This window comes from Micromonospora sp. CPCC 206061 (assembly GCF_036906915.1).
GTDB lineage: Bacteria > Actinomycetota > Actinomycetes > Mycobacteriales > Micromonosporaceae > Phytohabitans.
On record NZ_JBAKHX010000023.1, the window covers coordinates 69,519 to 89,972 of the forward strand.

At 71.1% G+C, this 20,454-nt stretch carries 20 protein-coding genes and 2 pseudogenes; 5 read left to right on the forward strand and 17 right to left on the reverse strand.

Annotation, left to right across the window (positions count from 1 at the left end; genetic code table 11):
- The first annotated feature begins 62 nt into the window (after positions 1–62).
- Positions 63–1,907 (forward strand): hypothetical protein, encoded by a 1,845-nt coding sequence (locus V6V89_RS17995; protein WP_334620295.1) that lies wholly within the window; start codon positions 63–65, stop codon positions 1,905–1,907.
- Here V6V89_RS17995 and V6V89_RS18000 read toward each other — a convergent pair.
- From V6V89_RS18000 to V6V89_RS18040, 9 genes and pseudogenes are all read right to left on the reverse strand, one after another.
- Positions 1,904–3,226, reverse strand: a complete 1,323-nt coding sequence (locus tag V6V89_RS18000) for an NAD(P)/FAD-dependent oxidoreductase (RefSeq protein ID WP_334620296.1) — start codon at positions 3,224–3,226, stop codon at positions 1,904–1,906. The two genes, V6V89_RS17995 and V6V89_RS18000, sit on opposite strands and share 4 nt — an antisense overlap.
- 78 nt (positions 3,227–3,304) lie before the next feature.
- The gene (locus V6V89_RS18005; protein WP_334620297.1) at positions 3,305–3,856 is read right to left on the reverse strand and encodes a hypothetical protein; all 552 of its coding nucleotides are present in this window, start codon (positions 3,854–3,856) and stop codon (positions 3,305–3,307) included.
- 85 nt (positions 3,857–3,941) lie between these two features.
- On the reverse strand, positions 3,942–5,282 hold the full coding sequence (locus tag V6V89_RS18010; RefSeq protein WP_334620318.1) for a DUF58 domain-containing protein: 1,341 nt from the start codon (positions 5,280–5,282) through the stop codon (positions 3,942–3,944).
- A gap of 110 nt (positions 5,283–5,392) precedes the next feature.
- Positions 5,393–6,382 (reverse strand): annotated as a pseudogene (locus V6V89_RS18015) (AAA family ATPase); the annotation flags it as partial.
- Complete coding sequence (locus V6V89_RS18020) at positions 6,379–6,969, reverse strand: hypothetical protein (protein ID WP_334620298.1); 591 nt, start codon at positions 6,967–6,969, stop codon at positions 6,379–6,381. The gene V6V89_RS18020 and the pseudogene V6V89_RS18015, both read right to left, overlap by 4 nt.
- Positions 6,962–7,663 (reverse strand): DUF4129 domain-containing protein, encoded by a 702-nt coding sequence (locus V6V89_RS18025; RefSeq protein WP_334620299.1) that lies wholly within the window; start codon positions 7,661–7,663, stop codon positions 6,962–6,964. The genes V6V89_RS18020 and V6V89_RS18025 overlap by 8 nt, the downstream gene beginning before the upstream one ends.
- Positions 7,664–7,723: 60 nt before the next feature.
- Positions 7,724–8,437 carry a uracil-DNA glycosylase gene (locus V6V89_RS18030; RefSeq protein ID WP_334620300.1) on the reverse strand — a complete coding sequence of 238 codons (714 nt, stop codon included), beginning with the start codon at positions 8,435–8,437 and terminating at the stop codon, positions 7,724–7,726.
- Positions 8,438–8,456: 19 nt separating this feature from the next.
- A complete protein-coding gene (locus V6V89_RS18035; protein WP_334620301.1) occupies positions 8,457–9,149 on the reverse strand; it encodes a dienelactone hydrolase family protein in 693 nt (230 codons plus the stop codon).
- 161 nt (positions 9,150–9,310) lie between these two features.
- On the reverse strand, positions 9,311–9,835 hold the full coding sequence (locus tag V6V89_RS18040; protein ID WP_334620302.1) for an LppU/SCO3897 family protein: 525 nt from the start codon (positions 9,833–9,835) through the stop codon (positions 9,311–9,313).
- Positions 9,836–10,181: 346 nt separating this feature from the next.
- Between V6V89_RS18040 and V6V89_RS18045 the strand changes: the two genes are divergently transcribed.
- Positions 10,182–10,613 carry a hypothetical protein gene (locus V6V89_RS18045; protein WP_334620303.1) on the forward strand — a complete coding sequence of 144 codons (432 nt, stop codon included), beginning with the start codon at positions 10,182–10,184 and terminating at the stop codon, positions 10,611–10,613.
- A 158-nt stretch (positions 10,614–10,771) separates the two neighbouring features.
- On the opposite strand, the gene V6V89_RS18050 is transcribed toward V6V89_RS18045, so the two are convergent.
- From V6V89_RS18050 to eno, 5 genes are read right to left on the reverse strand one after another with little or no spacing between them, the layout of a single operon-like run.
- A complete protein-coding gene (locus V6V89_RS18050) occupies positions 10,772–11,674 on the reverse strand; it encodes a Ppx/GppA phosphatase family protein (protein ID WP_334620319.1) in 903 nt (300 codons plus the stop codon).
- A 16-nt stretch (positions 11,675–11,690) separates the two neighbouring features.
- The gene (locus tag V6V89_RS18055; protein WP_334620304.1) at positions 11,691–12,197 is read right to left on the reverse strand and encodes an amino-acid N-acetyltransferase; all 507 of its coding nucleotides are present in this window, start codon (positions 12,195–12,197) and stop codon (positions 11,691–11,693) included.
- The gene (locus V6V89_RS18060; protein WP_334620320.1) at positions 12,182–12,736 is read right to left on the reverse strand and encodes a DUF501 domain-containing protein; all 555 of its coding nucleotides are present in this window, start codon (positions 12,734–12,736) and stop codon (positions 12,182–12,184) included. Before V6V89_RS18060 ends, V6V89_RS18055 begins: the two co-directional genes overlap by 16 nt.
- On the reverse strand, positions 12,691–13,272 hold the full coding sequence (locus tag V6V89_RS18065; protein ID WP_334620305.1) for an FtsB family cell division protein: 582 nt from the start codon (positions 13,270–13,272) through the stop codon (positions 12,691–12,693). The genes V6V89_RS18060 and V6V89_RS18065 overlap by 46 nt, the downstream gene beginning before the upstream one ends.
- 33 nt (positions 13,273–13,305) lie before the next feature.
- The gene (gene eno / locus V6V89_RS18070; RefSeq protein ID WP_334620306.1) at positions 13,306–14,592 is read right to left on the reverse strand and encodes a phosphopyruvate hydratase; all 1,287 of its coding nucleotides are present in this window, start codon (positions 14,590–14,592) and stop codon (positions 13,306–13,308) included.
- 134 nt (positions 14,593–14,726) lie between these two features.
- Between eno and V6V89_RS18075 the strand changes: the two genes are divergently transcribed.
- Both V6V89_RS18075 and nudC read left to right on the forward strand, forming a co-directional pair.
- A complete protein-coding gene (locus tag V6V89_RS18075; protein WP_334620307.1) occupies positions 14,727–15,419 on the forward strand; it encodes a hypothetical protein in 693 nt (230 codons plus the stop codon).
- Between the two features lie 23 nt (positions 15,420–15,442).
- Complete coding sequence (nudC, locus tag V6V89_RS18080) at positions 15,443–16,213, forward strand: NAD(+) diphosphatase (RefSeq protein ID WP_334620308.1); 771 nt, start codon at positions 15,443–15,445, stop codon at positions 16,211–16,213.
- Here nudC and V6V89_RS18085 read toward each other — a convergent pair.
- The gene (locus V6V89_RS18085; RefSeq protein WP_334620309.1) at positions 16,203–17,819 is read right to left on the reverse strand and encodes a DUF885 domain-containing protein; all 1,617 of its coding nucleotides are present in this window, start codon (positions 17,817–17,819) and stop codon (positions 16,203–16,205) included. The genes nudC and V6V89_RS18085 overlap by 11 nt on opposite strands.
- Before the next feature lie 123 nt (positions 17,820–17,942).
- Between V6V89_RS18085 and V6V89_RS18090 the strand changes: the two are divergent.
- Positions 17,943–18,749, forward strand: a pseudogene (locus V6V89_RS18090) (EamA family transporter); the annotation flags it as partial.
- Between the two features lie 29 nt (positions 18,750–18,778).
- Here V6V89_RS18090 and V6V89_RS18095 read toward each other — a convergent pair.
- Together V6V89_RS18095 and V6V89_RS18100 are read right to left on the reverse strand one after the other, a co-directional pair.
- Complete coding sequence (locus V6V89_RS18095) at positions 18,779–19,738, reverse strand: nucleoside triphosphate pyrophosphohydrolase (RefSeq protein WP_334620310.1); 960 nt, start codon at positions 19,736–19,738, stop codon at positions 18,779–18,781.
- Positions 19,735–20,448, reverse strand: coding sequence for a hypothetical protein (locus V6V89_RS18100; RefSeq protein WP_334620311.1), 714 nt, complete (start codon positions 20,446–20,448; stop codon positions 19,735–19,737). The genes V6V89_RS18095 and V6V89_RS18100 overlap by 4 nt, the downstream gene beginning before the upstream one ends.
- Positions 20,449–20,454 lie beyond the last annotated feature (6 nt).

Consider the following 20,454-nt stretch of genomic DNA (forward strand, 5'->3'; position numbering starts at 1 on the left):
GGTAGCGGGTGGATGCCCACCAGGGCGCACCTGGACGGGCCATCGGCACTAGGGTCAAGGCCGTGACCAGCACTGCCCGCGCCGCTCACTCCAACACCGGCGAGGCCACCATCGAGACCTCGGCCAGCACCGCCAACGACACGGCACACGGCGCGCCGCCGAGACGCACCCGGCTCGCGGCGTGGGCCCGGCCGTACGCGCCAGACGCGCTGGTCTGCCTGGTGTTCCTCGCGCTCGCGGGCTGGGTCACGCACGGGCTCTGGCCCGACCCCGGGAGCCGGGTCATGGCCCTCAACCCCGAAGACCAGGTGCTGTACGAGTGGTTCCTGGCCGCCGACACCAAGTTCTTCTTCGGCGACCTGAGCCTGCTGACCGACCGGCTGAACGCCCCGGACGGCGTCAACCTGCTCGCCAACACCACAGTGATCGCGCTGGGCACGCTCTTCACACCAGTCACGTTGATCTTCGGCGTGCCCGTGACCTTCGCGCTCATCGCTGCCGGCAACCTGGCGGGCACCGCCGTCGCCTGGTACTTCCTCTACACCCGGGTGCTGGGCGCCCGGCGGTTCGCCGCGGCGGTCGGCGGCGGGCTGTGCGGCTTCGGGCCGGGCATCATCTCGCAGAACAACAGCCACCTCCACATGACCGCCCAGTGGCTGGTGCCGGTCATGGTCTGGCTAGTGGTCCGGATGGCACGGGCGGCCGATCCGGAAGACGACATCGCGAGCCGGCGAAAGGTGATCACGTCGGGCCTATGGCTCGCGGTGACGGTCGCCGTCCAGGTCTTCATCGGCGAAGAGGTGCTCTTCCTGACGGCCTTCACCCTCGCGATCATGGCCATCGCGTACGCCTTCACGCGCCGCCAGTGGGCCAAGCGGGTGGCGCCCGGCTTCCTCCGCGGGCTCGGGGTGACCGCCGGCACCGCGGTCGTACTGCTGGCGTACCCGCTGTGGTTCCAGTTCGCCGGGCCGCAGAGCGTGCCCAACGGCGTGTTCAGCCCACACTACTTCTCGGCCGACCTGGCCAGTTGGACGGCCATTTCGCCGCTGTCCATCGCGGGCTCCGAGGCCTCGAAGAAGCTGTCGACGGGCGCGGCGGAATACAACACGTTCCTGGGCTGGCCGCTGCTGCTGGTCACCGTCGTTTACGTGGTCTGGCAGATCCGCCGGCCGCTGGTCATCGCGTGCACGGTCGCCGGTGTGCTGATGGCGTGGCTGTCGCTCGGGCCCGACATCGTGCTCAACGGCAAGCGCAGCGACATCCACGGTCCCTACTCGGTCCTGGTCGGGCTGCCCGTCGTCGACGGCGCGCTGCCCATGCGGTTCGCCTTGGCGCTGCTGCCGCTGGTCGCCACGGTGCTCGTGCTGGCGATCGACAAGGCGTTGCGTGATGCCTCCCGCACCACCCGCCTGGTGGTGCCAGGGGTGATCCTCGCCGCGCTGCTGCCGATCTTCCCGGCGCCGCTGCCCACGGCCGACCGTCCGGCGCTGCCGGAGTTCATCGCGGGCGGACACTGGCGCGAGTGCGTCCAGCCCGGTGGAGTGCTCGTGCCCGTGCCTCTGCCGACCCCGCCACAGCCGTGGGCGATGCGCTGGGCGGCGGCCGCAGACGCCGAGTTCGGCCTTCCCGAGGGCTTCTTCATCGGGCCGTACGGCTCGCGGGGCAAGGCGTCCATGGGCATCGCCAAGCGGCCGACCTCACGGCTGCTGGAAAAGGTGGCCAAGGAGGGCGGCGTGCCCGCGATCGGCCCCGACCAGCTCCGCGAGGCCCGGGAAGACGTCGCGCACTGGGGCGCCTCGTGCGTCGTACTCGTCGACGCCCCCCACCGCGACGACCTGCGTGCCACGCTCGATGCCCTGTACGGGCCGGGCACGCAGGTCGCCGACGCCTGGATCTGGAAGGTCTAGCCGGGCACCTTCGGGGTGACCTCGGTGAACTCCTCACGCGGGTCGTGGAGCTGCCCCAGCGCCACGACCTCGCGCTTGAGGAAGAACGCCAGCGTCCAGTCGATCACCACGCGCACCTTGCGGTTGAACGACGGGATCCGGCTCACGTGGTACGTCCGGTGCATGAACCAGGCGAGCGGACCGGTGAGCTTGATCCCGTACACCTGGGCGACGCCCTTGTGCAGGCCCAGGCTGGCGACGCTGCCGACGTGCTTGTGCTTGTACGGCGTCGGCGCCTTGCCCCGGATGACGTCGCGGATGTTGTCGGCCAGGCGCACCGCCTGGCGTACCGCGTGCTGCGCGCTCGGCGAGCAGTAGGTGCCCGGCGGCCCGGTGAGATCGGGCACCGCAGCGCAGTCGCCCGCGCTCCAGGCACCGTCGAGCACCCGGTCACCGTCGACCACCTGGAGGGTGGGCAGGCAGGTGATCCGGCTGCGGGGGTCACGTGGCAGGTCGGTGTGGTCGAGCATCGGCGACGGCTTCACGCCCGCGGTCCACACGATCGTGTCGGCCGGGAAGCTGTCGCCGTCGGAGAGCTTCACCACACCGTCGACGCACGACTCCAGCCGGGTGTCGAGCCGGATGTCTAGCCCGCGCTTGATCAGCTGCTTCACGGTGTAGGCACCCATGTCGCGGTCGACCTCGGGCAGCACCCGCTGGGTCGCCTCGACGAGCACCCAGTGCATGTCGCCCTGCTCGAGCTCGGGGTAGTACTTGAGCGCGTCCCGAGCCATGTCTTCCATCTCGGCGAGCGCCTCGATGCCGGCGTATCCGCCGCCGACGAAGACGAACGTCAGCGCGCGTCGCCGGGTCTCCGTGTCTCGCGTGGCAGCGGCCACGTCGAGCCGGTCGAGCACGTGGTTGCGCAGGTAGATGGCCTCACCGATGGTCTTGAACCCGATGCCGTGCTCGCGCAGGCCGGGGATCGGGAGGGTGCGGGAGACCGAGCCGGGCGCCACCACGATGTGGTCGTACTCGATCTCGCGGGCCGGACCGATGATCGGCTGCACGGTCGCGACCTTGCGCGCGTGCTCGATCCGGGTGACCGCGCCGGACACGATGCGGCAGCGCCGCAGCTCGCGGCGCAACGGCACGACGGAGTGCCGTGGAGAGATGTTTCCCGCCGCCGCCTCCGGCAGGAACGGTTGGTACGTCATGTGCGGCTGTGGATCGACGACCGTGACCTCGGCCTCGCGCCGGCGCACCTTGTCGGACAGCCGCAGGGCCGCGTAAAGCCCTACATGGCCGGCCCCCACCACAAGAATCCGCTGCGGTTTCACGGCCTCTATCTTCCTCCTGAGACCGCCCTCACACCCGATCGATCCGCACGGCTGTGACCCGGGCGACGCTCCCCGTGATCAAGAGCGGCGCAGGAGCCAGGACAGGAGTGCCGAGGCGCCGACGGCGACCGCCAGGCCCGCGAGCGCCGCCAGGAGGAAGGGCCGGTCGCCGGCCCTGTCGACCCCGCCCAGGACGAGCACGGCCAGAACCGCTGAGGCGAGCGTCACGGCGAGCGCCCGGGAGATCCACCGGAAAAGCACCTCGGGCGCGACGATGGCGTCGTATGGCAGCGCGGACGCGAGCGCGGCGAGGCTGTGCGTCAGGTACAGGAAGGTGGCGAGACCCACCAGCCGCCACAGCTCGATCGGCTCGTCGTACCAGATCGTCGAGACGCCCCACCCGCCGACCGCGATGAGCACCGCGATCGTTACCCATGGGCTGCGCGGCAGCACCGCCGCCAGGCCCGCCTGGAGGGTCAGGATGCCGAGCATGTACCCGGTCAGCATCTCCGGCGAGAACGCGGTCACGAACGCCGCCATGGTGCAGCCGAGCAGCATGGCGCGCACCAGCATCGGGGCGAACGTGATGCGGCTGAAGAGCGTGAGGGCCTGCGTGATCGCCGCGTTCACCGAGCCTTCCTTTCGGTTGCGACTACGGGGCTCGCAGGCGGACATCCTCGCTCGGCTCCAGGCCGCCGAAGCTCACTCCTCGCGCTCACCGGAGCACCGCCTTCGGCGCGGAGGCCAGCCGGGCGACGTCACGGAGCACGAGGTCGAGGCTGCCCGCCCCGGCCCAGGGCACCACCGGCACCCCGTGCTCGCGAAGCTGACCGATCGTGTTGTCGCGCTCCAGCCGCCACAGTCCGTACGCCACGTCGGTCCAGGAGCTACGCCGCGACGGCATCGCCCCGGTGGGCAGGGTGTCGACCGCGACGACGAAGCGACCGGCGCGTGCCAGACGGGCGAGCATGGCCGCCGACCGCCCGTCGACCAGCGGGGTCAGCACCACGACGAGCGCGTTCGAGGAGAGCAGGTGCGGGCCGAAGACCTGGTCGTACGGCTCGTACGGCGACGGCTCGGCGCGCACGTCGAGCAGCCACTCCAGCACGGTCAGGTACTGCCGGCGGCCGGTGGCGGGGCGCAGCCGCCGAGCGGACGTGCCGTACTCCAGCAGCGAGACCCGGTCGCCGCGGTGCAGGTAGTGCTCGGAGATCGCGGCAGCCGCCCGGACGGTCGTGTCGAGCACCGACGCGCTGCCAGCGATGCCGCCTGAGCGCCCGGCCTCGGCGAGCACGTCGAGCAGCAGCACGACCTCGGCGTCGCGGTCGGACAGGGTGGCCGCCACGTGCAGCTGCCGGGCGCGCAGCGACACGCGCCAGTCGATGCGGCGCAGCCGATCACCGGGGGCGAAGACGCGTACCCCGGCCAGTTCGCCGCCCTCCCCCGGGCGCCGCGACCGGTGGCCGCCCACGAGCCCCGCCGCGCGGGGCATCGCCTCGTCGGCATCGAAGGGCTCGGTGACCGGGTACACCTTGACGTCGTACGGATCGGCCACCGACGGCCGGCTCGCCAGCAGCCCGTCGCAGGCCACCGCCTGCGCGACCGCCGGGCCGAGCCGGTGGCGACCCCAGCGCACCGCCGGGCCCTCCAGCTCGATGTCGTCGACGCCGTCGCTGGCCAGGGTGCGCACGTACGGGCGGTCGGCCCGCTCGATCCGCAGCCAGCGCGGCGTCTGCGCGCGGACCACCACGACGTCGTACGCCACCGGCGTCGGGTTGCCGACGATGACCGCGGCAGACACGTCGTCGCCCTCGGCAAGCTGGGTGTCGTCGGCTCCGATCGCGATTCGGGGTCGCTCGCCGGGCCGGCGGCGTAGCGCGAAGGCGGTGCCCAGCGCGAACGGGATCGCCAGGACGACCAGGTCGACGCGGCCCAGCACCACTCCGGCGATCAACAGCAGGCCGGTGAGCAGCACCGCCCGTCCGAGCGCCTTGGTGGGCACCCAGTCGGGGCCGATGGGTCCGGCGTCGACGGCGACGTCTTCGACCACCGGCACTGCGGACCGGAGAGCGGTCACACTCATGCGGGTGGCGGCCCGTCGCGGTGACCGACTTCGAGCGGCTGGGTGACCCGGTTGCCGCGCGGCGACGGGGGCGTGCCGTAGCCACCGCCCGCGTACGTGGGCATGGCACCGCTGGCTGGTGCGGACACCTTCTCCAGCACCTCGGCCACCACGAAGGACGGGTCGACCCGGCGCAACCACATCTCCGGCCGCAGGGTGATCCGGTGCGCCAGCGCGGGCGCGGCGACGTCTTTGACGTCTTCCGGGATCACGTAGTCGCGCCCGGCGAGGGCGGCACGCGCCCGGGAGAGCAGCAGCAGCGCGAGCGAGCCGCGCGGCGACGCGCCGACCAGCACCGAGGCGTGGTCGCGGGTGGCTGCGGTCAGCTCGACGATGTAGCGCCCGATGGAGTCTTCGACGGCGATGTTCTCCAAGGCCGCCTGCATGCCGCGGAGGGTGCCGGGATCGACCACGGGCGCCAGGTCGGCCTCTTCCTGGCGCCGGGACATCCGGCGGCGGAGAACCTCCCACTCCTCCTCCTGGTTCGGATACCCGAACGAGACGCGCAGCATGAACCGGTCGAGCTGGGCCTCGGGTAGCGGGTACGTGCCCTCGTACTCGATCGGGTTGGCTGTGGCGAGCACGTGGAAGGGTGCGTCGAGCCGGTACGTCACGCCTTCGACCGAGACCTGCTTCTCCTGCATGGCTTCGAGCAGGGCGGCCTGGGTCTTCGGCGGCGTCCTGTTGATCTCGTCGGCCAGCAGCAGGTTGGTGAAGATCGGGCCGGCCCGGAACGTGAAGTCGGCGCTGCGCTGGTCGTACAGGAACGAGCCGGTGACGTCGGCGGGCAGCAGGTCAGGGGTGAACTGGAGCCGCCGGAAGTCCAGCCCGAGAGCCTGCGCGAACGACCGCGCGGTCAGCGTCTTGCCGAGACCCGGCAGGTCTTCGAGCAGTACGTGGCCGCCGGCGAGGATGCCGGACAGCACCAACTCCAGCGCGCCGCGCTTGCCGACCACGACAGTGCCTACCTTGTCGAGGACGGCATGAGCGAGGCGGCCTACCTCGTAGACCGGTACCGGTTCGACGTCCTTCATAGTTTCTCCAGGTGCGAGACGATTGCCGTCAGGTCGCGGGGATGGGGGGTGCGCTTGGGCGACTTGGTGAGCAGCGTCCATAGTGGATCACCGAGCAGTGCCCGCGCGCGCGTTGGGTCGCTGGCGGTCGTGAAGCCGTGCCGTTGCCGGAGCCGCTCGTCGACGATCTGCGCCAGCTTGGGCTGCGGCGAACGGATGAACCGGTCCGGCTCGCGGTCGGCCCAGGCGAGCCGGTTTTCCCACCGGCGCACCGCGGCGTTCAGCCCGTCTTCGCTGGCCGCCCAGTTGTAGTTGCCATCCTCCTCGCCGGATGGCCGGCGTGCGTACACCTTGATGGCCGGCGGCGGCGCGACCAGCGCGACCGCGCGTCGCAGGACGAGCAGGGCCATGAACGTCGCGACCGCGAGCGGGATCGACAAGCTGTATCCGAACAGCCGGAACGCGAAGACCGCGACCGCCGCGAGCCCAGTTGCCACGAACGCGGTGCGGACCCACCAGCCGAGGCCGCTGATCTCGCGTTCCTGTTTCGGCGGTCGCTCGTCGTCGTGGCGGAGCAGGTCGTCGATGCTGGTGCTGGCGTCACTCATGGGTGGCTCCCGCGGTCAGCTCGGCGCGCAGCCGCTGAAGCGCCTCGCGGGCCTGGGTGCGCATCCGCTCGTCGACGGTGTGCGTGGCGTACCGGGCCTCCCGGTACACGTCGGCGAAGTGTGCCAGCACGTCGGCGCTGATGTGGTGGCCGGCGAGCAGCCGGGTGACCAGGTCGGTGGGCGTGTCGGTGGGCTGCCGCGGGGTGCCCGCGGCACCGGCTGCCTGCTCCAGCCGCAGCCAGCAGGCGATGACCGCCCGGCGCGGGTCGCTGTCGGCGTCAGAGAGGTCGACCAGACCGGCATCGAGCGCCGCGACGACGTCTTGGGCGCTGGTTTGACCGGGCCGCTCCCGGCGCGCGGGCATCGCGCGCATGCGGCGCTTCTTCACCAGGTCGCGGGCCAGTACCCAGACCATCATGCCGATGAGTACGGCCAGGAGCAGGATGCCGATGACCACGACGACCTTGACGAGCCAGGGCGGCACGGAGACGGACGGTGCCTGGCCGAGCGGGTCTGCCGTTTCGGTGCGGTCGACCTGGATGCGTTCGGGCTCGGGCAGCGACGGCGCCGGACCGGCCGGCGACTCGACCCTGCCCAATCGCACCGAGGAATGGGCAGCCGCCAGCGCGGCCAGCGTGAGCAAAACGGCGACTCCGGCCAGGGGCCACCATTTTCGCAAGAACCCGAAAACCATTTTTGGCGTTTTGTCCGAAATGTCAGGCTAGCAGATGCACCACTAACCGTACCGGCACCTTCAGTCGATCCCCGCTAGTAACTTCGCTTCAGCGAACACCTCGTCCAGCATCGCGGGTGTGAGCCTTCCGGTAAAGGTGTTCTGCTGACTGACGTGGTAACAACCCATCACAGTTGGTGTTTGCTCGCCCGTCCAGCGCACGCCGTGCCCGAATGGGGGACGCGGCACCGGTGACCGGACGCCGTACACGGCGGTCATCGCCGGCCACCACGCCGACCAGGCGAACGCGCCCAGCGCCACCACCACCCGCAGCGCTGGCTTGATCAGTTCAAGCTCGCGGTGCAACCACGGCGCGCAGGTGTCGCGCTCCGCCGGCGTGGGCTTGTTGTCTGGTGGCGCGCAGCGCACCGCCGCGAAAATCCGCGTGTCGCGCAGCGCCAAGCCGTCGTCGCGCCACACGCTCGTCGGCTGGTTGGCAAGACCGGCCCGGTGCAGCGCGGCGAAGAGCACGTCGCCGGAGCGGTCACCGGTGAAGATGCGGCCGGTGCGGTTGCCACCGTGTGCCGCCGGCGCGAGCCCCAGAATCGCAAGCCGCGCGTCGGCCACGCCCAACCCGGGCACCGGCCGCGCCCAGTACTCCTGGTCGCGGAACGAGGCCCGCTTGACCCGCCCGACCTCCTCCCGCCATGCGACCAGCCGGGGGCAGGCGAAACAACAGGCAATGGCACCGTCGAGGTCGGGCAGGTCAACCGCCTGCTCGGCGCGGGCGGCCACTTCTTCAGCGGTACGCGGATCAGCGGAGCTTGGCACGGAAGTGAACGAGGGTGCGGGCCCAAGCGCTGGCGGCCGCATCCCGATCGAAGACCTCGGGGCGGTCGTCGTTGAAGAACGCGTGCTTGGTGCCGGGGTAGTCATAGAGGACACACGTGCCGCCGGCCGCCTCGATCGAGCGCCGGGCGACCTGCACGCCCTCGTGAGACGACGTGCCGTCCGCCTCGGAGCAGTGGATCACCGCCGACTTGCCGGCGTATCCGGTCCACTCCGGACGCATGCGCTCCCAGGGCAGCTTCGGGTAGAAGCCGACCGCCGCCACGACCTGGTCGGACAGCGTCGCCGACCACAGCGCCAGGCTGCCGCCCGCGCAGAACCCGACGGAGCCGACCTTGCCGGTGACCTCCGGCCGCTCGGCCAGGTATGCGGCGGCACCGGCGATGTCTTTGGCCGCCTGGTCCATCGCGAGGCCCATGAGCAGCTTGCCCGCCTCGTCCGGCTCGGTCGTGTGCAGACCGTGGTAGAGGTCAGGAGCGAGCGCCACGAACCCAGCGTCGGCGAACCGGTCGGCGAGCGCCTTGATGTGGGGCACGAGGCCCCAGTACTCCTGGATCACGACGACGGCCGGGACCGTCTGGTCGCTACCCGAGGACGGAACGGCAAGGTAGCCCTCGCTGGTTCCTCCGTTGCTGCGATAGCTAACCATTTCCCCCATATGCCGTCCTCCTGTCGGTCAGTCATCGTTGGCTGGTCGCACAGTGGCGTCGTTGCGTGCGGGTAGCGTGTCACGCCGTCACGCGGGGGGAAAGCAGACGACGGCGTGGCGTACACCTCGTTGTCGCCTGGTGTACGCTGCGCCGCCGTTTTTGCGGTATATCAGGTGGGCTTGAGGCAGAGCACGTAGCCCTTACCCGCAGGCGGGATGCTGTAGAAGATCATCTCCGCACCCGCCGCCGCATACGGCTGGCACACCTCGTCCGAGGAGGCCTGTGCGGCACTCAGGTTGTCCACCCGGCCGACCACGGTGTACTTCGCCTCGGCCGTGCCGCACGTCACCGGCTTGGCGTTGGGGGCCTCGGCCTCCTCGCCCTCCTTGACCTCCGGCAGGTCGGCGATGCAGTCCCCCTGCTTGGCCTCGGCGGTCTTGTCCTCCTGAAGCGCACCACGCGCGAACGCGAGGCCGCCTGCCACGACCAGCGCAACGACGACGCCGACGACGATGCCGAGGATCTTCTTGCCGGCACCACCCTTTTTCGGCGGCTGGAGCGACGGCGGCAACGGCGCGCCGGCCGGGCCGAAGCCATCGGTGTGCGGTGGAGGCGGCGGGGCCGCTCCCCAGCCCTGGCCCGATGGCTGCGGTTGTGGCGCAGCGGCCGGGTACTGGGGTGGCTGGTTCGTCACGACTTTGGGTCCTCTCCCAGGGTTCTTTCAGCGGTTGACCGACGCGACCGTAGCGGTCCTGGTCGACCCCCGCCACCCCAGTAGCCGCCGGTGGTCACCCAGTGGCGGAGGGCGTTGGCGTTGTGGTGGGCATGGGTGTGGTCGAAGATGCGGACGCCGTCGAGGAGGTTGCCGTTCTGGCCGTAGACATAGACGTCCGGGCAGGTCGCCCAGCGCCGCCCGGACCCGCTCGGCGTAGTCCACGACGTCGTTCATCAGCCCGGCGGCGCGCAGGCGGCGAAGGGGTCGTGTGCATTTGCGAAGTACCGTCAAGCGCGCAGTAGGCGTGTCCGGATACTGTGTGGCCGTGCGGGCCAAGGAAGATGTGTTCGGGCGCCTCGCCAGCGCCACGGGCGTGTACCGGGGGCGCGGCGACGGCCCAGAGAGCGGGCCGTTCGTCGCGCGGATGGCGGTGGCGACGGTGGTACGCGGCCGCGCCGTGACCCTCGACTACGAGGCCACCAACGACCGCAACGGCCTCCAACACGTCGAGCACACCGTCCTAGTCGCCGGCGAGGGCGGGCGGCTGGAGTTACATGTGGCCTGCCTGGAGCTGCCGGGCGTGGTGCGCTTCACCGAGACCGGGCCGGGCGAGTTCACCGCCTACGAGGGGCCGCTGGTCGCCCGCATCGTGCTGCAACTCCCCCAGCCGGGCGCGATCAGCTACGCCTGGTGGTGGTCCAGAGACGAGTCCGACCCTCGCGAGCAGTCCCGTGCAGACCTCCGCCGCACCCACTAGCTCCCGCGCACCCCGGCCGTGCCCACGATTGCCGCTGCCTTCCCTCGACGCCGATCAAGGGAAACCGCATTGATCAAGGGCAAACGCACGCGGAAATGAGATCAAACCGCGTGCGTTGCCCCTTGATCGACGGTAGAAGGGGGGCGCGGCGCGGGCGGCTAGACCAGGGACCAGGCTATGCCGTCCAGGATGTCGTGTTCGGACGCGATCACCGTCGGTAGAGCGGTGCGGTCCATGATTACGCGGAGGATCAGCGCGCCCGCCGCGATCACGTCGGCGCGGCCCGGGTGCATGACCGGGATCGCCAGCCGCTCCTCCGTCGTCGCGGCGAGCATCCGCGCGGTCACGGCGGTCACGTCGTCATGCGAGACGCGGGCGTGGTGGATGCGCTCGGGCTGGTACTCGGTCAGGCCCAACGCGATCGCCGCCACCGTCGTCACGGAGCCGGCCAGCCCGACCAGGGTCGCCGCCCGCGTGCCGTCGACCGCGGCGAGCGCCCGGTCGACCGCAGCCGTGATGTCGGCCGTCGCGGCCTCGATCTCGGCGAGCGTCGGCGGGTTGGCGTGTAGGTGCCGCTCGGTCATCCGGACGCAGCCGATGTCCACGGAGATCGCGGCGTCTACTGTGGACGAGCCGACCACGAACTCCGTCGAGCCGCCACCGATGTCGACCACGAGATAGGGCGCCTCGGCGGACAGGCCGCGTACTGCCCCGGTGAACGAGAGCCTTGCCTCTTCGTCGCCGGTCACGACCTCGGGCTCGACGCCGAGCGTCTCCTTGACCATGACCCGGAAGTCGTCGGCGTTGGACGCGTCACGCGTCGCCGACGTGGCGACCATCCGCACCCGCGACACCCCGAGTTCGGCGATCTGCGCGGCGTACGACGCCAGCGCGACCCGAGTGCGCTCCAGAGCCTCCGGCGCGAGCCGCCCCGTCCGGTCGACGCCCTGGCCGAGCCGCACGATCTCCATCCGCCGCACGACGTCGGCGAGCTCACCAGAAAGCCCTTGCGAAGCAATCAGGAGCCGGATGGAGTTCGTCCCGCAGTCGATCGCCGCCACCCTCATGCGCGCCACCCTACAAGTGCAGCAGCATGCGGGTGTTACCAAGCGTGTTCGGTTTCACCCGCTCCAGGTCGAGGAACTCGGCGACACCCTCGTCGTACGAGCGCAGCAGCTGCTCGTACACCGGATGCGGCACCGGCGCACCGTCGATCTCTTTGAAGCCGAACGACCCGAAGAAGCCGGTCTCGAACGTCAGCACGAACACCCGGGACACGCCCACGTCGCGAGCCACCCCGATCAGCTCGGAGACGATCCGCTGGCCGATCTTCATGCCGCGACAGGACGGGTCGACCGCGACCGTGCGGATCTCGGCGAGGTCTTCCCACATCACGTGCAGCGCGCCGCAGCCCACCACCAGGTCGTCGGAGACCCTGGTCGCCACCCAGAACTCCTGCACGTCCTCGTACAGCGTCACGGTGGCCTTGCTCAGCATCCGGCGCCCGTCGGTGTACATGTCGATCAGCTCGCGAATGCGCCGCACGTCCGCCGTGCGGGCGCGCCGGATCACGACGTCACGCATGGCCCGTCCGACCACCATGGCGCGATGAGCTCGGCCGTCTCGTCTCCGAACGGGTTGACGCCCGGGCCAACGGCCAGCGCGTGGGCCAGGTGCACGTGCAGGCACTTGACCCGCCCGGGCATGCCTCCGGCGGAGATGCCCTCGATCTCCGGCACCTGCCCGATCTTGTCGCGCCGCGCGAGGTAGTCCTCGTGCGCGGCACGGTACCGCTCGGCCAGCTCCGGGTCGGCGGCCAGCCGCTCGGCCATCTCTTTCATCAGGCCGGCGGACTCCAGGCGGGAGCACGCCGCTGTCGCCCGCGGGCAGGTCAGGTAGAAGAGCGTCGGGAACGGCGTGCCGTCGGCGAGGCGCGGCGTGGTCTCGACGACATCAGGCAGGCCGCATGGGCAGCGGTGGGCCACCGCCCGCGTGCCGCGCGGCGTCCTTCCGAGCTGCGCGGCCACCGCGGCGAGGTCGGCCTCCGTCGCCGGTTCGCGCTCCGGTGGGGGTACCGTCAAGGCCGCGACCCCGCGTTGTTGGCCGCCTGGATACTCGACCAGAGCGTGTCGTACCAGGGGTCGGGTCTTTCGCCCTTGCCCGTGTTGGGGTCGATGCCGGCGTCGCGCGCCGCGCCCTCGGGGTCGCTGAGCACCACCAGTGGCGTCTCGCCCGGATACACCATGTAAAACCGCTTCCGTGCCTGGATCTTGATGTACTCCTCGTCGCGCCACAGCGCGGCCCGCTCACTCAGCTCGCCGATGCGCCGGCGCTGGGCGTCCTGCGCGGCCTCCATGCGGGCGATGTCGGACTGCTGGGTCAGGTACACGCGCACGGGGTACGTGTAGCCGAGCGCGAGCGCGATGAGCACCACGAGGAGCACCGTGGCCCGCCCGGTGAAGCGGCGCGGCTGCGGGGCGCTGGTGCGCCGCACCGGTGCCCGCCGGGCGGCGGCCGGCCGGTTGGCGGAGCGACCGGAGTCGCCACCGTCGCGGCTTGCGTGGTCGCGCTGGTCGCGGGCGAGCGCGGGGCGGCGGGGGGCGGCACTGCGGGACCGCCGCGCGGGGCGTTGCCCGCTCGGCGTGAGCCGCTGTGTCATGTGGTGCCGCCCTCCTCCCCTTCAAGCGCTAGGTCAGCTAGCCGAACGGTACCTCGGGAAGGCGCCGGCACCTGCGTAGCGCGCCGCGTCGCCCAGCTCCTCCTCGATCCGCAGCAGCTGGTTGTACTTCGCCACCCGGTCGGACCGGGCCGGCGCACCGGTCTTGATCTGGCCGCAGCCGGTGGCCACCGCCAGGTCGGCGATCGTGGTGTCTTCGGTCTCACCGGAGCGGTGGCTCATCATGCACTTGAAGCCGGCCCGGTGGGCGAGGTCGACCGCGTCGAACGTCTCGGTGAGCGAGCCGATCTGGTTGACCTTGACGAGCACCGCGTTCGCGGCCTTTTCGGCGATGCCCCGGGCGATGCGCTCCGGGTTGGTGACGAAGAGGTCGTCGCCGACGATCTGGATCTTGTCGCCCACCGCGGCGGTGAACGCGCTCCAGCCCGCCCAGTCGTCCTCGGCCAGCGGGTCTTCGATGGAGACGATCGGGTACGCCTCGGCGAGCTTGCTGTAGTAATTGATCATCTCGTCGGACGACTTGGCGGCGCCCTCGAAGACGTACGAGCCGTCCTTGTAGAACTCGGTTGCGGCCACGTCGAGCGCGAGCACGATGTCGGCGCCCAGGCGGTATCCGGCCTTTTCGACCGCCTCGCCGATCAGGTCGAGCGCGGCGGCGTTGGTGGGCAGGTTCGGCGCGAAGCCGCCCTCGTCACCGAGGCCAGTGGAGAGGCCCTTCTTCTTCAGCACCGACTTGAGCGCGTGGTAGACCTCCGCGCCGGAACGCAGCGCCTCACGGAACGTCGGCGCGCCGATCGGGGCGACCATGAACTCCTGCACGTCCACGTTGGAGTCGGCGTGCGCCCCACCGTTGAGGATGTTCATCATCGGCACCGGCAGCAGGTGCGCGTTGGGCCCGCCCAGGTACCGGAAGAGACTCAGCTCGGCGCTGCCGGCGGCCGCCTTCGACACGGCGAGCGACACACCGAGGATCGCGTTGGCTCCGAGGCCCGACTTGTCCGGGGTGCCATCGATGTCCAGCATCTTCTGGTCGATCAGGCGCTGCTCGCTCGCCTCGTACCCGATTAGCTGGTCGACGATCCGGTCCTCGATGTTGCTCACGGCCTTTTCGACGCCCTTGCCGCCGTACCGGGCGGTGTCGCCGTCGCGCAGCTCGATCGCCTCGAACGCGCCGGTCGACGCGCCGGACGGCACCGCGGCCCGCGCGACCGTGCCGTCGTCCAGCCCGACCTCGACCTCGACGGTCGGGTTGCCGCGCGAGTCGAGGATCTCCCGGGCGACAATTCCCTCAATGGTGGCCACTGTGACGCTCCTCGTCTTGATCTTCACGGGCCGCCGCGCTGCGGCCGGGAGTTCGGCTTCTCCGCTTGCAGAGCGTATCCGGACGGACAGATCCGGGTTGCGCCGGCCGGACCTGATCGAGGAGGCTGGCCGTCATGTCCTTCGCCCGCCTACTCTCCGCGCTCGTGATCGTGTCCGCCCTCGTGGGTGGTTGCCAGTCGATGGACGACGCGGGGCAGGTGATCGACAGAGCCAGCCTGGTCAATGACCTGGCAAGCCGGCTGGACGGCTCCGGCGAGCTCACTTACTCCGCCGATTACCAGCTCACCGGCGGTCGCACCGCGACGATCGCGCAGGCCCAGGAGCCGCTGCGCTCGGCGTACGTGTACCCCGACGGAAAGGTCACCGTGACCGCGGAGGCCACCACCGAATGTCACACCGCCTCGGGCGCGACCACGTGCACGCTCACCGCGCCGCCCGCGCCGGCCAACAAGCCGGCGGTCACGCTCTTCGAAAACGCGGGTGCCAAGGGGCTCGTCGCCCCGACCGTGGTGGTCGGCCTGCTCACCACTGCCGCCCTCGACACCGACGCGGTCATCGAGCAGAGCGACACCACGGTGGCCGGCCGGCACGCCACCTGCGTGCAGGTCGAGCGGGTACAGAACGCGGCGGCCTCGAAGTTCGACGCGTGCATCACCACCGAAGGAGTGCTCGGCAGCTTCGCGGGTGTGGTCAACGGCTCGGCCGTCGACATCGCGCTGACCCGGTACCGTGACGCCGTGGACGCAGACGCCTTCGCCGTGCCCGCCGGAGCCACGGTCCTCGACCAGCGCGCCGGCGCGAAGTGAGCCCGTTGTTCGTGCCGGGTGCCGTGGCTGACGCCCCACCCGCGCCGGACGACACGTGCCTGGTCGTGGCCGGCCGCAAGCTCATGTGCACGCCCGAAGGCGGGTTCCCCCGCGTCCGCGACCTGCCGGGCGGCCTCGACTACGTCGCCCTGGGCACCCTCGACGGCGTGGCGGTGTGGGCCGTGGCGGGCGAGCGCGGTGACACGGGCGAGTGGCGAAGCTGGCCGGCACTGGCCGGTGACCTGGGCGAGCCGCTCGCATCGTTGGCCGGCAGGGCGCTCCAGGTGATCACGTGGCGGCACGCCCACCGGTACTGCGGCGCCTGCACCGCGAGGCTCGACGACGTGCCCGGCGAGCACGCCCGGCGCTGTCCCGACTGCGAGCTGTACGTGCCGATGCAGCTCTCTCCCGCCGTGCTCGTCGCGATCCGCCGGGGCGACGAGCTGCTGCTGGTGAGGCACTCGTACGGGCCGACGGAGCTGTGGGCGCTGGTCGCCGGGTTCCTGGAGGCGGGCGAGTCGCTGGAGCAGGCGGTGCGTCGGGAGGTGCGCGAGGAGGTCGGGCTGGAGCTCGGCGAGCTGACCTACTTCGGCAGCCAGCCGTGGGCGATGTCCGGGCCGGGTGTGGTACTGGCCGGGTTCACCGCCGAGTGCGCCGACCCGCGCGCCGAGCCGGTGATCGACGGGCGAGAGCTGACACAGGCGCGGTGGTTTGCGCTGGACGCCCTGCCGGCGGAGCTGCCGCCCGCGTACTCGATCTCCCGCTGGCTGATCGACGCCACCGTCAAGCACTGACCCCCAGCAGCGTGCGCAGGTGGCGCGGGGGCGGCGAGCCGTGCGCGAGCATGGCATCGTGCCACTCCCGAGGTGATGTGCCCGCCGGCCGCGCCGCCGCGATCTCCGCGACCTCGGTGTAGCCCACGAAGTACGTCGAGAGCTGGGTCGACGTGAGTAGCGCCCGGCGCCACTTGCCGGCCGCCTCGCCCTCCTCCTGGAAGCCCTTGCCGGTCATCAACGCCATCGCGTCCGCCTCGGCCAGCCCTTCGCAGTGCACGAGCTGGTCGAGAATGGCGTTGATGGTCATGCGGAGCTGCATCTTGAGCTGCTGGAGCTTGATCGGCAGCCCGCCGAACCCTAACGAGGTCATCAGCTCCTCGGTGTAGACCGCCCAGCCCTCGACGAACGGCCCGGAGTGCCCGAGCGCCCGCACCCGGGTCGAGCCCCGGTAGCGGCGGGAGTGGGCGAGCTGCAGGAAGTGCCCCGGCATCGCCTCGTGCACGGTGAGATTGCGGATCATGTGGTCGTTGTACTCGCGGTAGAACGACTCCACGCGCTCCGCCGGCCAGTCCGCAGGGGCGGGCGCTATGCAGTAGAACGTCGGCACGTCCGCGGTCTCCAGCGGGCCGGGCGGGTCGCAGTACGCCACGGCCACTCCGCGTGCGAACTCGGGCATCTCCATGATCTCGCACGGGTCGTCGACGAGCGTGGCGAGATCGTGCTCGCGGACGAACTCGGTGGCCTCGCCGAGCGTGACCTTGGCGAGGTCGACGATCGTGGCGTCGTCGGGATGCTCGGCGCTGAGGAGGCCGAGTGCCTGGCGTACCGTCTCGTCCGTCGCCGGACCGCCGACCAGGGCGACGGCCGCTTCCCGGATCTCCTCGGTGATCCGGGCCAGGTTGGCTTCGGCGCGGGCGAGCACCTGCGCGGCGGGCAGCTCGGTGTCGAGCGTGTGCCACAGCCGGGCCTCCCACAGTCGCCGGCCGAGCCGAGGATCCCGGTCAGCCGTCTCCGCCCGGGAGCGCAGCCAGCCCGCGAATTCGTCCAACGCCCTCACCGCCGCCTCGGCGAGCGGCGTGACCGTGCTCTGCCGCCCCGGTGCCTCCGCGAGCAGGCCGGGCAGCTCGTCCCGCACCAGCGCGGCGGCGCCCGCGAACTGGCCGGCGGCGGTCTCCAGGTGTATCCGCGGGCAGTCGCGCAGCACCGTGCGGGCGGTGGCGAGCGCGTCCGGCACGGCGGCGAGCCGCCCTTCGAGGCTGGCCAGCCGCTCCTCGACCGGCGCGAACGGCCGGGCGATCAGCGCGTACAGCAGCGGGCCCGGGTTGTGAGCCAGTGGATCCCACTCGTGCGACCGGATCTCGGTGGCTTCGAAGAGGCCGCGCTCGACCATGGCGGTCAGCACCGCGTGGTCGACCTGGTCCTGGGGTGCGAGCGCGTCGGCGTCGACCTCGACCAAGGCATTGCCGGCGTCGCGCAGCATGGCCACGTCGGCTGCCACGCCGTCGGCGGACAGGTCGGGCAGCTTGTGGTCGAAGCGATGGTCGCCCGCGTACGAGGCGAGCAGCGGGGAGCTTTCCAGGATCGCGTCGGCGATGCGCTCGGCGACCGGTACGAACTGCGCCATGCAAAGACGTTACCGCTCTGCTTATTGGCCTCGCCTCCGCTCGGCGGCTCGCACATTATGGACCTGTCCAACCGCACCCTGATGGCCCTGTCTATGAGACCAAAGCAAGCCTAGCTTCGGTGCATGCGACTTGGTGCCCTGCTCTGCGTGTTCGGGATGGCGATCGTCGGCAGTGCCGTGTCCCTGAGCCAGTTGATCGTCGACTACCCGAACCTGACAGGCCAGGCCGCCCGGTACGCGGTGGCAGCCGCGATCCTGTTCGCGCTCGTACGCGGCCCTCGCGTCGTGCCAACCCGGCGTGAGCTGGGCATCCTCGCCCTGCTCGCGGCCACCGGGCTGGCGGCGTTCAACGCGCTCATCCTCATCGCGCTGCCGCACGCCGACGCGGCCGTCGTCGGCACCGTCATCGGCGCCGCACCGCTCGGCATCGCCCTGCTGGCGCCGCTGATGCGCGGCGGCCGGCCGGCGGGGCGGATCGTGGTCGCCGCGGCCGTGGTCGTGGCGGGCACCGCGCTGGTGCAGGGCACCGGACACGTCGACCTGATCGGGCTGCTCGCCTCGCTGGGCGCCCTCGTCGGCGAGATCCTCTTCTCGCTGCTCGCCGCCGCCGTCCTGCCCCGCCTCGGCGCGGTACGGGTGGCGGGCTACAGCTGCGCGCTCGCGGTACCGCTGCTGCTGCTCACGGCCGTGCCCGCCGGCGAGATCGCGCGGTGGCGGATGCCCACAGGCACCGAGGCGGCGACGCTGGCGTACCTGGCCGTGATGATGACCGTGGTGGCGTTCGTGGCCTGGTTCACCGGGTTGCAGCGGCTCGGCGTCGAGCGAGCCGGGATGATCGTCGGCGTGATGCCGATCGCCACCCTCGTGACCGCCGCGATCCAGGCCGGGCGGCTGCCAGAGGTAGGGCAGGCGCTCGGGGTGCTCGTCGTGGCCGTGGGCCTGGGCGTGGGCCTGACCGGTCAGGCTTCGGCGGCCCGCACCGCGTCCGCGTACGCCAGGGCCACGCGGCGCAGCGCCGCTTCCGGGTCGAGCCCGCGCGAACGGGCCGAGGCGACTATGGCCAGCAGCACCGCGCCCAGCTCGGGCTCACTGTCCGTCGTGGACGGTTGAGCCGGTACCGGTACGTCGAGCCCCGCGCGTTCGACCCGCTGGAGGATCTTCGCGGCGAGCGCCAGCGCCGGCTGGGCCATCACGATGCCGTCCATCGCCGACCCGCGCGACTTCTCGACGCGCTTGATCCGCTCCCAGTTCTCGGTGATCTCCTCGATGCTGGACACGGTGATGCCGGAGAACACGTGCGGGTTGCGCCGCACCAGCTTGTCGACCAGGTCGCCGGCGACGTCGTCGACCGTCCACCGCTCGCCGTCCGGAAGCTCCTCGGCCAGCCGCGCGTGCAGCACCACCTGGAGCAGCACGTCACCCAGCTCCTCGCGCAGCGCCGCCAGGTCACCGGCCTCGATGGCGTCGTACGCCTCGTACGCCTCTTCGAGCATGAACTGGGCCAGCGTCGTGTGCGTCTGCTGCCGCTTCCACGGGTCGCCGCCCGGCGACAGCAGCCGGTCCATCGCGCTCACCGCGTCGAGCAGCCGGGCGCCCGGCGGATCCCAGGAGCCGTACATCAGCTCCAGCTCCGCCAGCCCAGGCTCGCGCGCGATCCGCATGCCCAGGTTGCGGGCCAGCTCCTGATCGCCGGCCGGGCCAGCGAGCCAGACCGACGTGCCGCGCTCGCGGGCCGCCGCGAGCAACTCCTCGACACCGCCGATCACGACCTCGGTGCCCGCCGCGCGCACGGCCGCGACCTGCTCGCTCTCCGCACCCGCGAAGACCGGATTTTCGCGTACCAGATCCCAGGCGGCCGCCGTCAACAGCCCGGCTGGGAGACGGGGTGACGTGACGAGCAGTACGACCCGAGCCGTCATAGAGAAACGTCGGTCACCATGTCGGACGAGACGTAGGGCAGTGCGTAGAACACCGGGCCCTGCTGGGTGTTGACCGCGAGCGGGGCGCCGAGCGGCTGGTATTTCGGGTTGATCTCGGCGTCGACCTTTTCGACCTCGGCCCCCAGCGAGGTGCTCACGATCGTGGCGGCCTCCGCGAAGATCGCCGCACCGAACGCCTCGCGCACCTGGGTGACGTTCATGCCGCCCTGGATCGCGTTGGACCGCACGAGCGCCTGGTACACCTGCATGAGCCCCTCGTCGGTCAGGCCGGCGCGCGGGGTGTGCTCGACGATCGTGTTCTGCACGTCGAGCCAGGCGGCCCAGAGCTTGACGTACTCGCTCTGCGGCGGCGCACCGAGCGCGGAGGCGATCTCCTCCGGCTTCGTAGCCTGCTCCGGGGCGGGGAACTTCTTCTCCTCGACGATCCGCCGGCCCAGCTCCAGGCTGACCAGCAGGTCGACGATCTTCTGGCGGCTGACCGCGGGCGCGGCGGCGGCCGGGCTCGCGGACGGCGTCGGCTCGTCCGAACTCGCCAGAAGGGCGTTCTCGTAGATCTCGGTCACCTGGTCCTCGGTGTACGAGGTCCCGCCAATGATCGCCGCCTTGCCGCTGTCCACCTGGCACCCGGTGAGAACACCGAGGCCGAGGCACGCGACGACGACGATGGATGCCAACCGACGAGCACGCATGGCGGC

What these genes read in the sequence shown, in the direction of transcription:
- V6V89_RS18020 (WP_334620298.1), bottom strand. Translation starts at nt 6,969, where the DNA reads ATGAGTGACGCCAGCACCAGCATCGACGACCTGCTCCGCCACGACGAC.
- V6V89_RS18025 (WP_334620299.1), bottom strand. Translation starts at nt 7,663, where the DNA reads ATGGTTTTCGGGTTCTTGCGAAAATGGTGGCCCCTGGCCGGAGTCGCC.
- V6V89_RS18035 (WP_334620301.1), bottom strand. Translation starts at nt 9,149, where the DNA reads ATGGGGGAAATGGTTAGCTATCGCAGCAACGGAGGAACCAGCGAGGGC.
- V6V89_RS18055 (WP_334620304.1), bottom strand. Translation starts at nt 12,197, where the DNA reads ATGCGTGACGTCGTGATCCGGCGCGCCCGCACGGCGGACGTGCGGCGC.
- V6V89_RS18065 (WP_334620305.1), bottom strand. Translation starts at nt 13,272, where the DNA reads ATGACACAGCGGCTCACGCCGAGCGGGCAACGCCCCGCGCGGCGGTCC.
- V6V89_RS18075 (WP_334620307.1), top strand. Translation starts at nt 14,727, where the DNA reads ATGTCCTTCGCCCGCCTACTCTCCGCGCTCGTGATCGTGTCCGCCCTC.
- V6V89_RS18085 (WP_334620309.1), bottom strand. Translation starts at nt 17,819, where the DNA reads ATGGCGCAGTTCGTACCGGTCGCCGAGCGCATCGCCGACGCGATCCTG.
- V6V89_RS18095 (WP_334620310.1), bottom strand. Translation starts at nt 19,738, where the DNA reads ATGACGGCTCGGGTCGTACTGCTCGTCACGTCACCCCGTCTCCCAGCC.
- V6V89_RS18100 (WP_334620311.1), bottom strand. Translation starts at nt 20,448, where the DNA reads ATGCGTGCTCGTCGGTTGGCATCCATCGTCGTCGTCGCGTGCCTCGGC.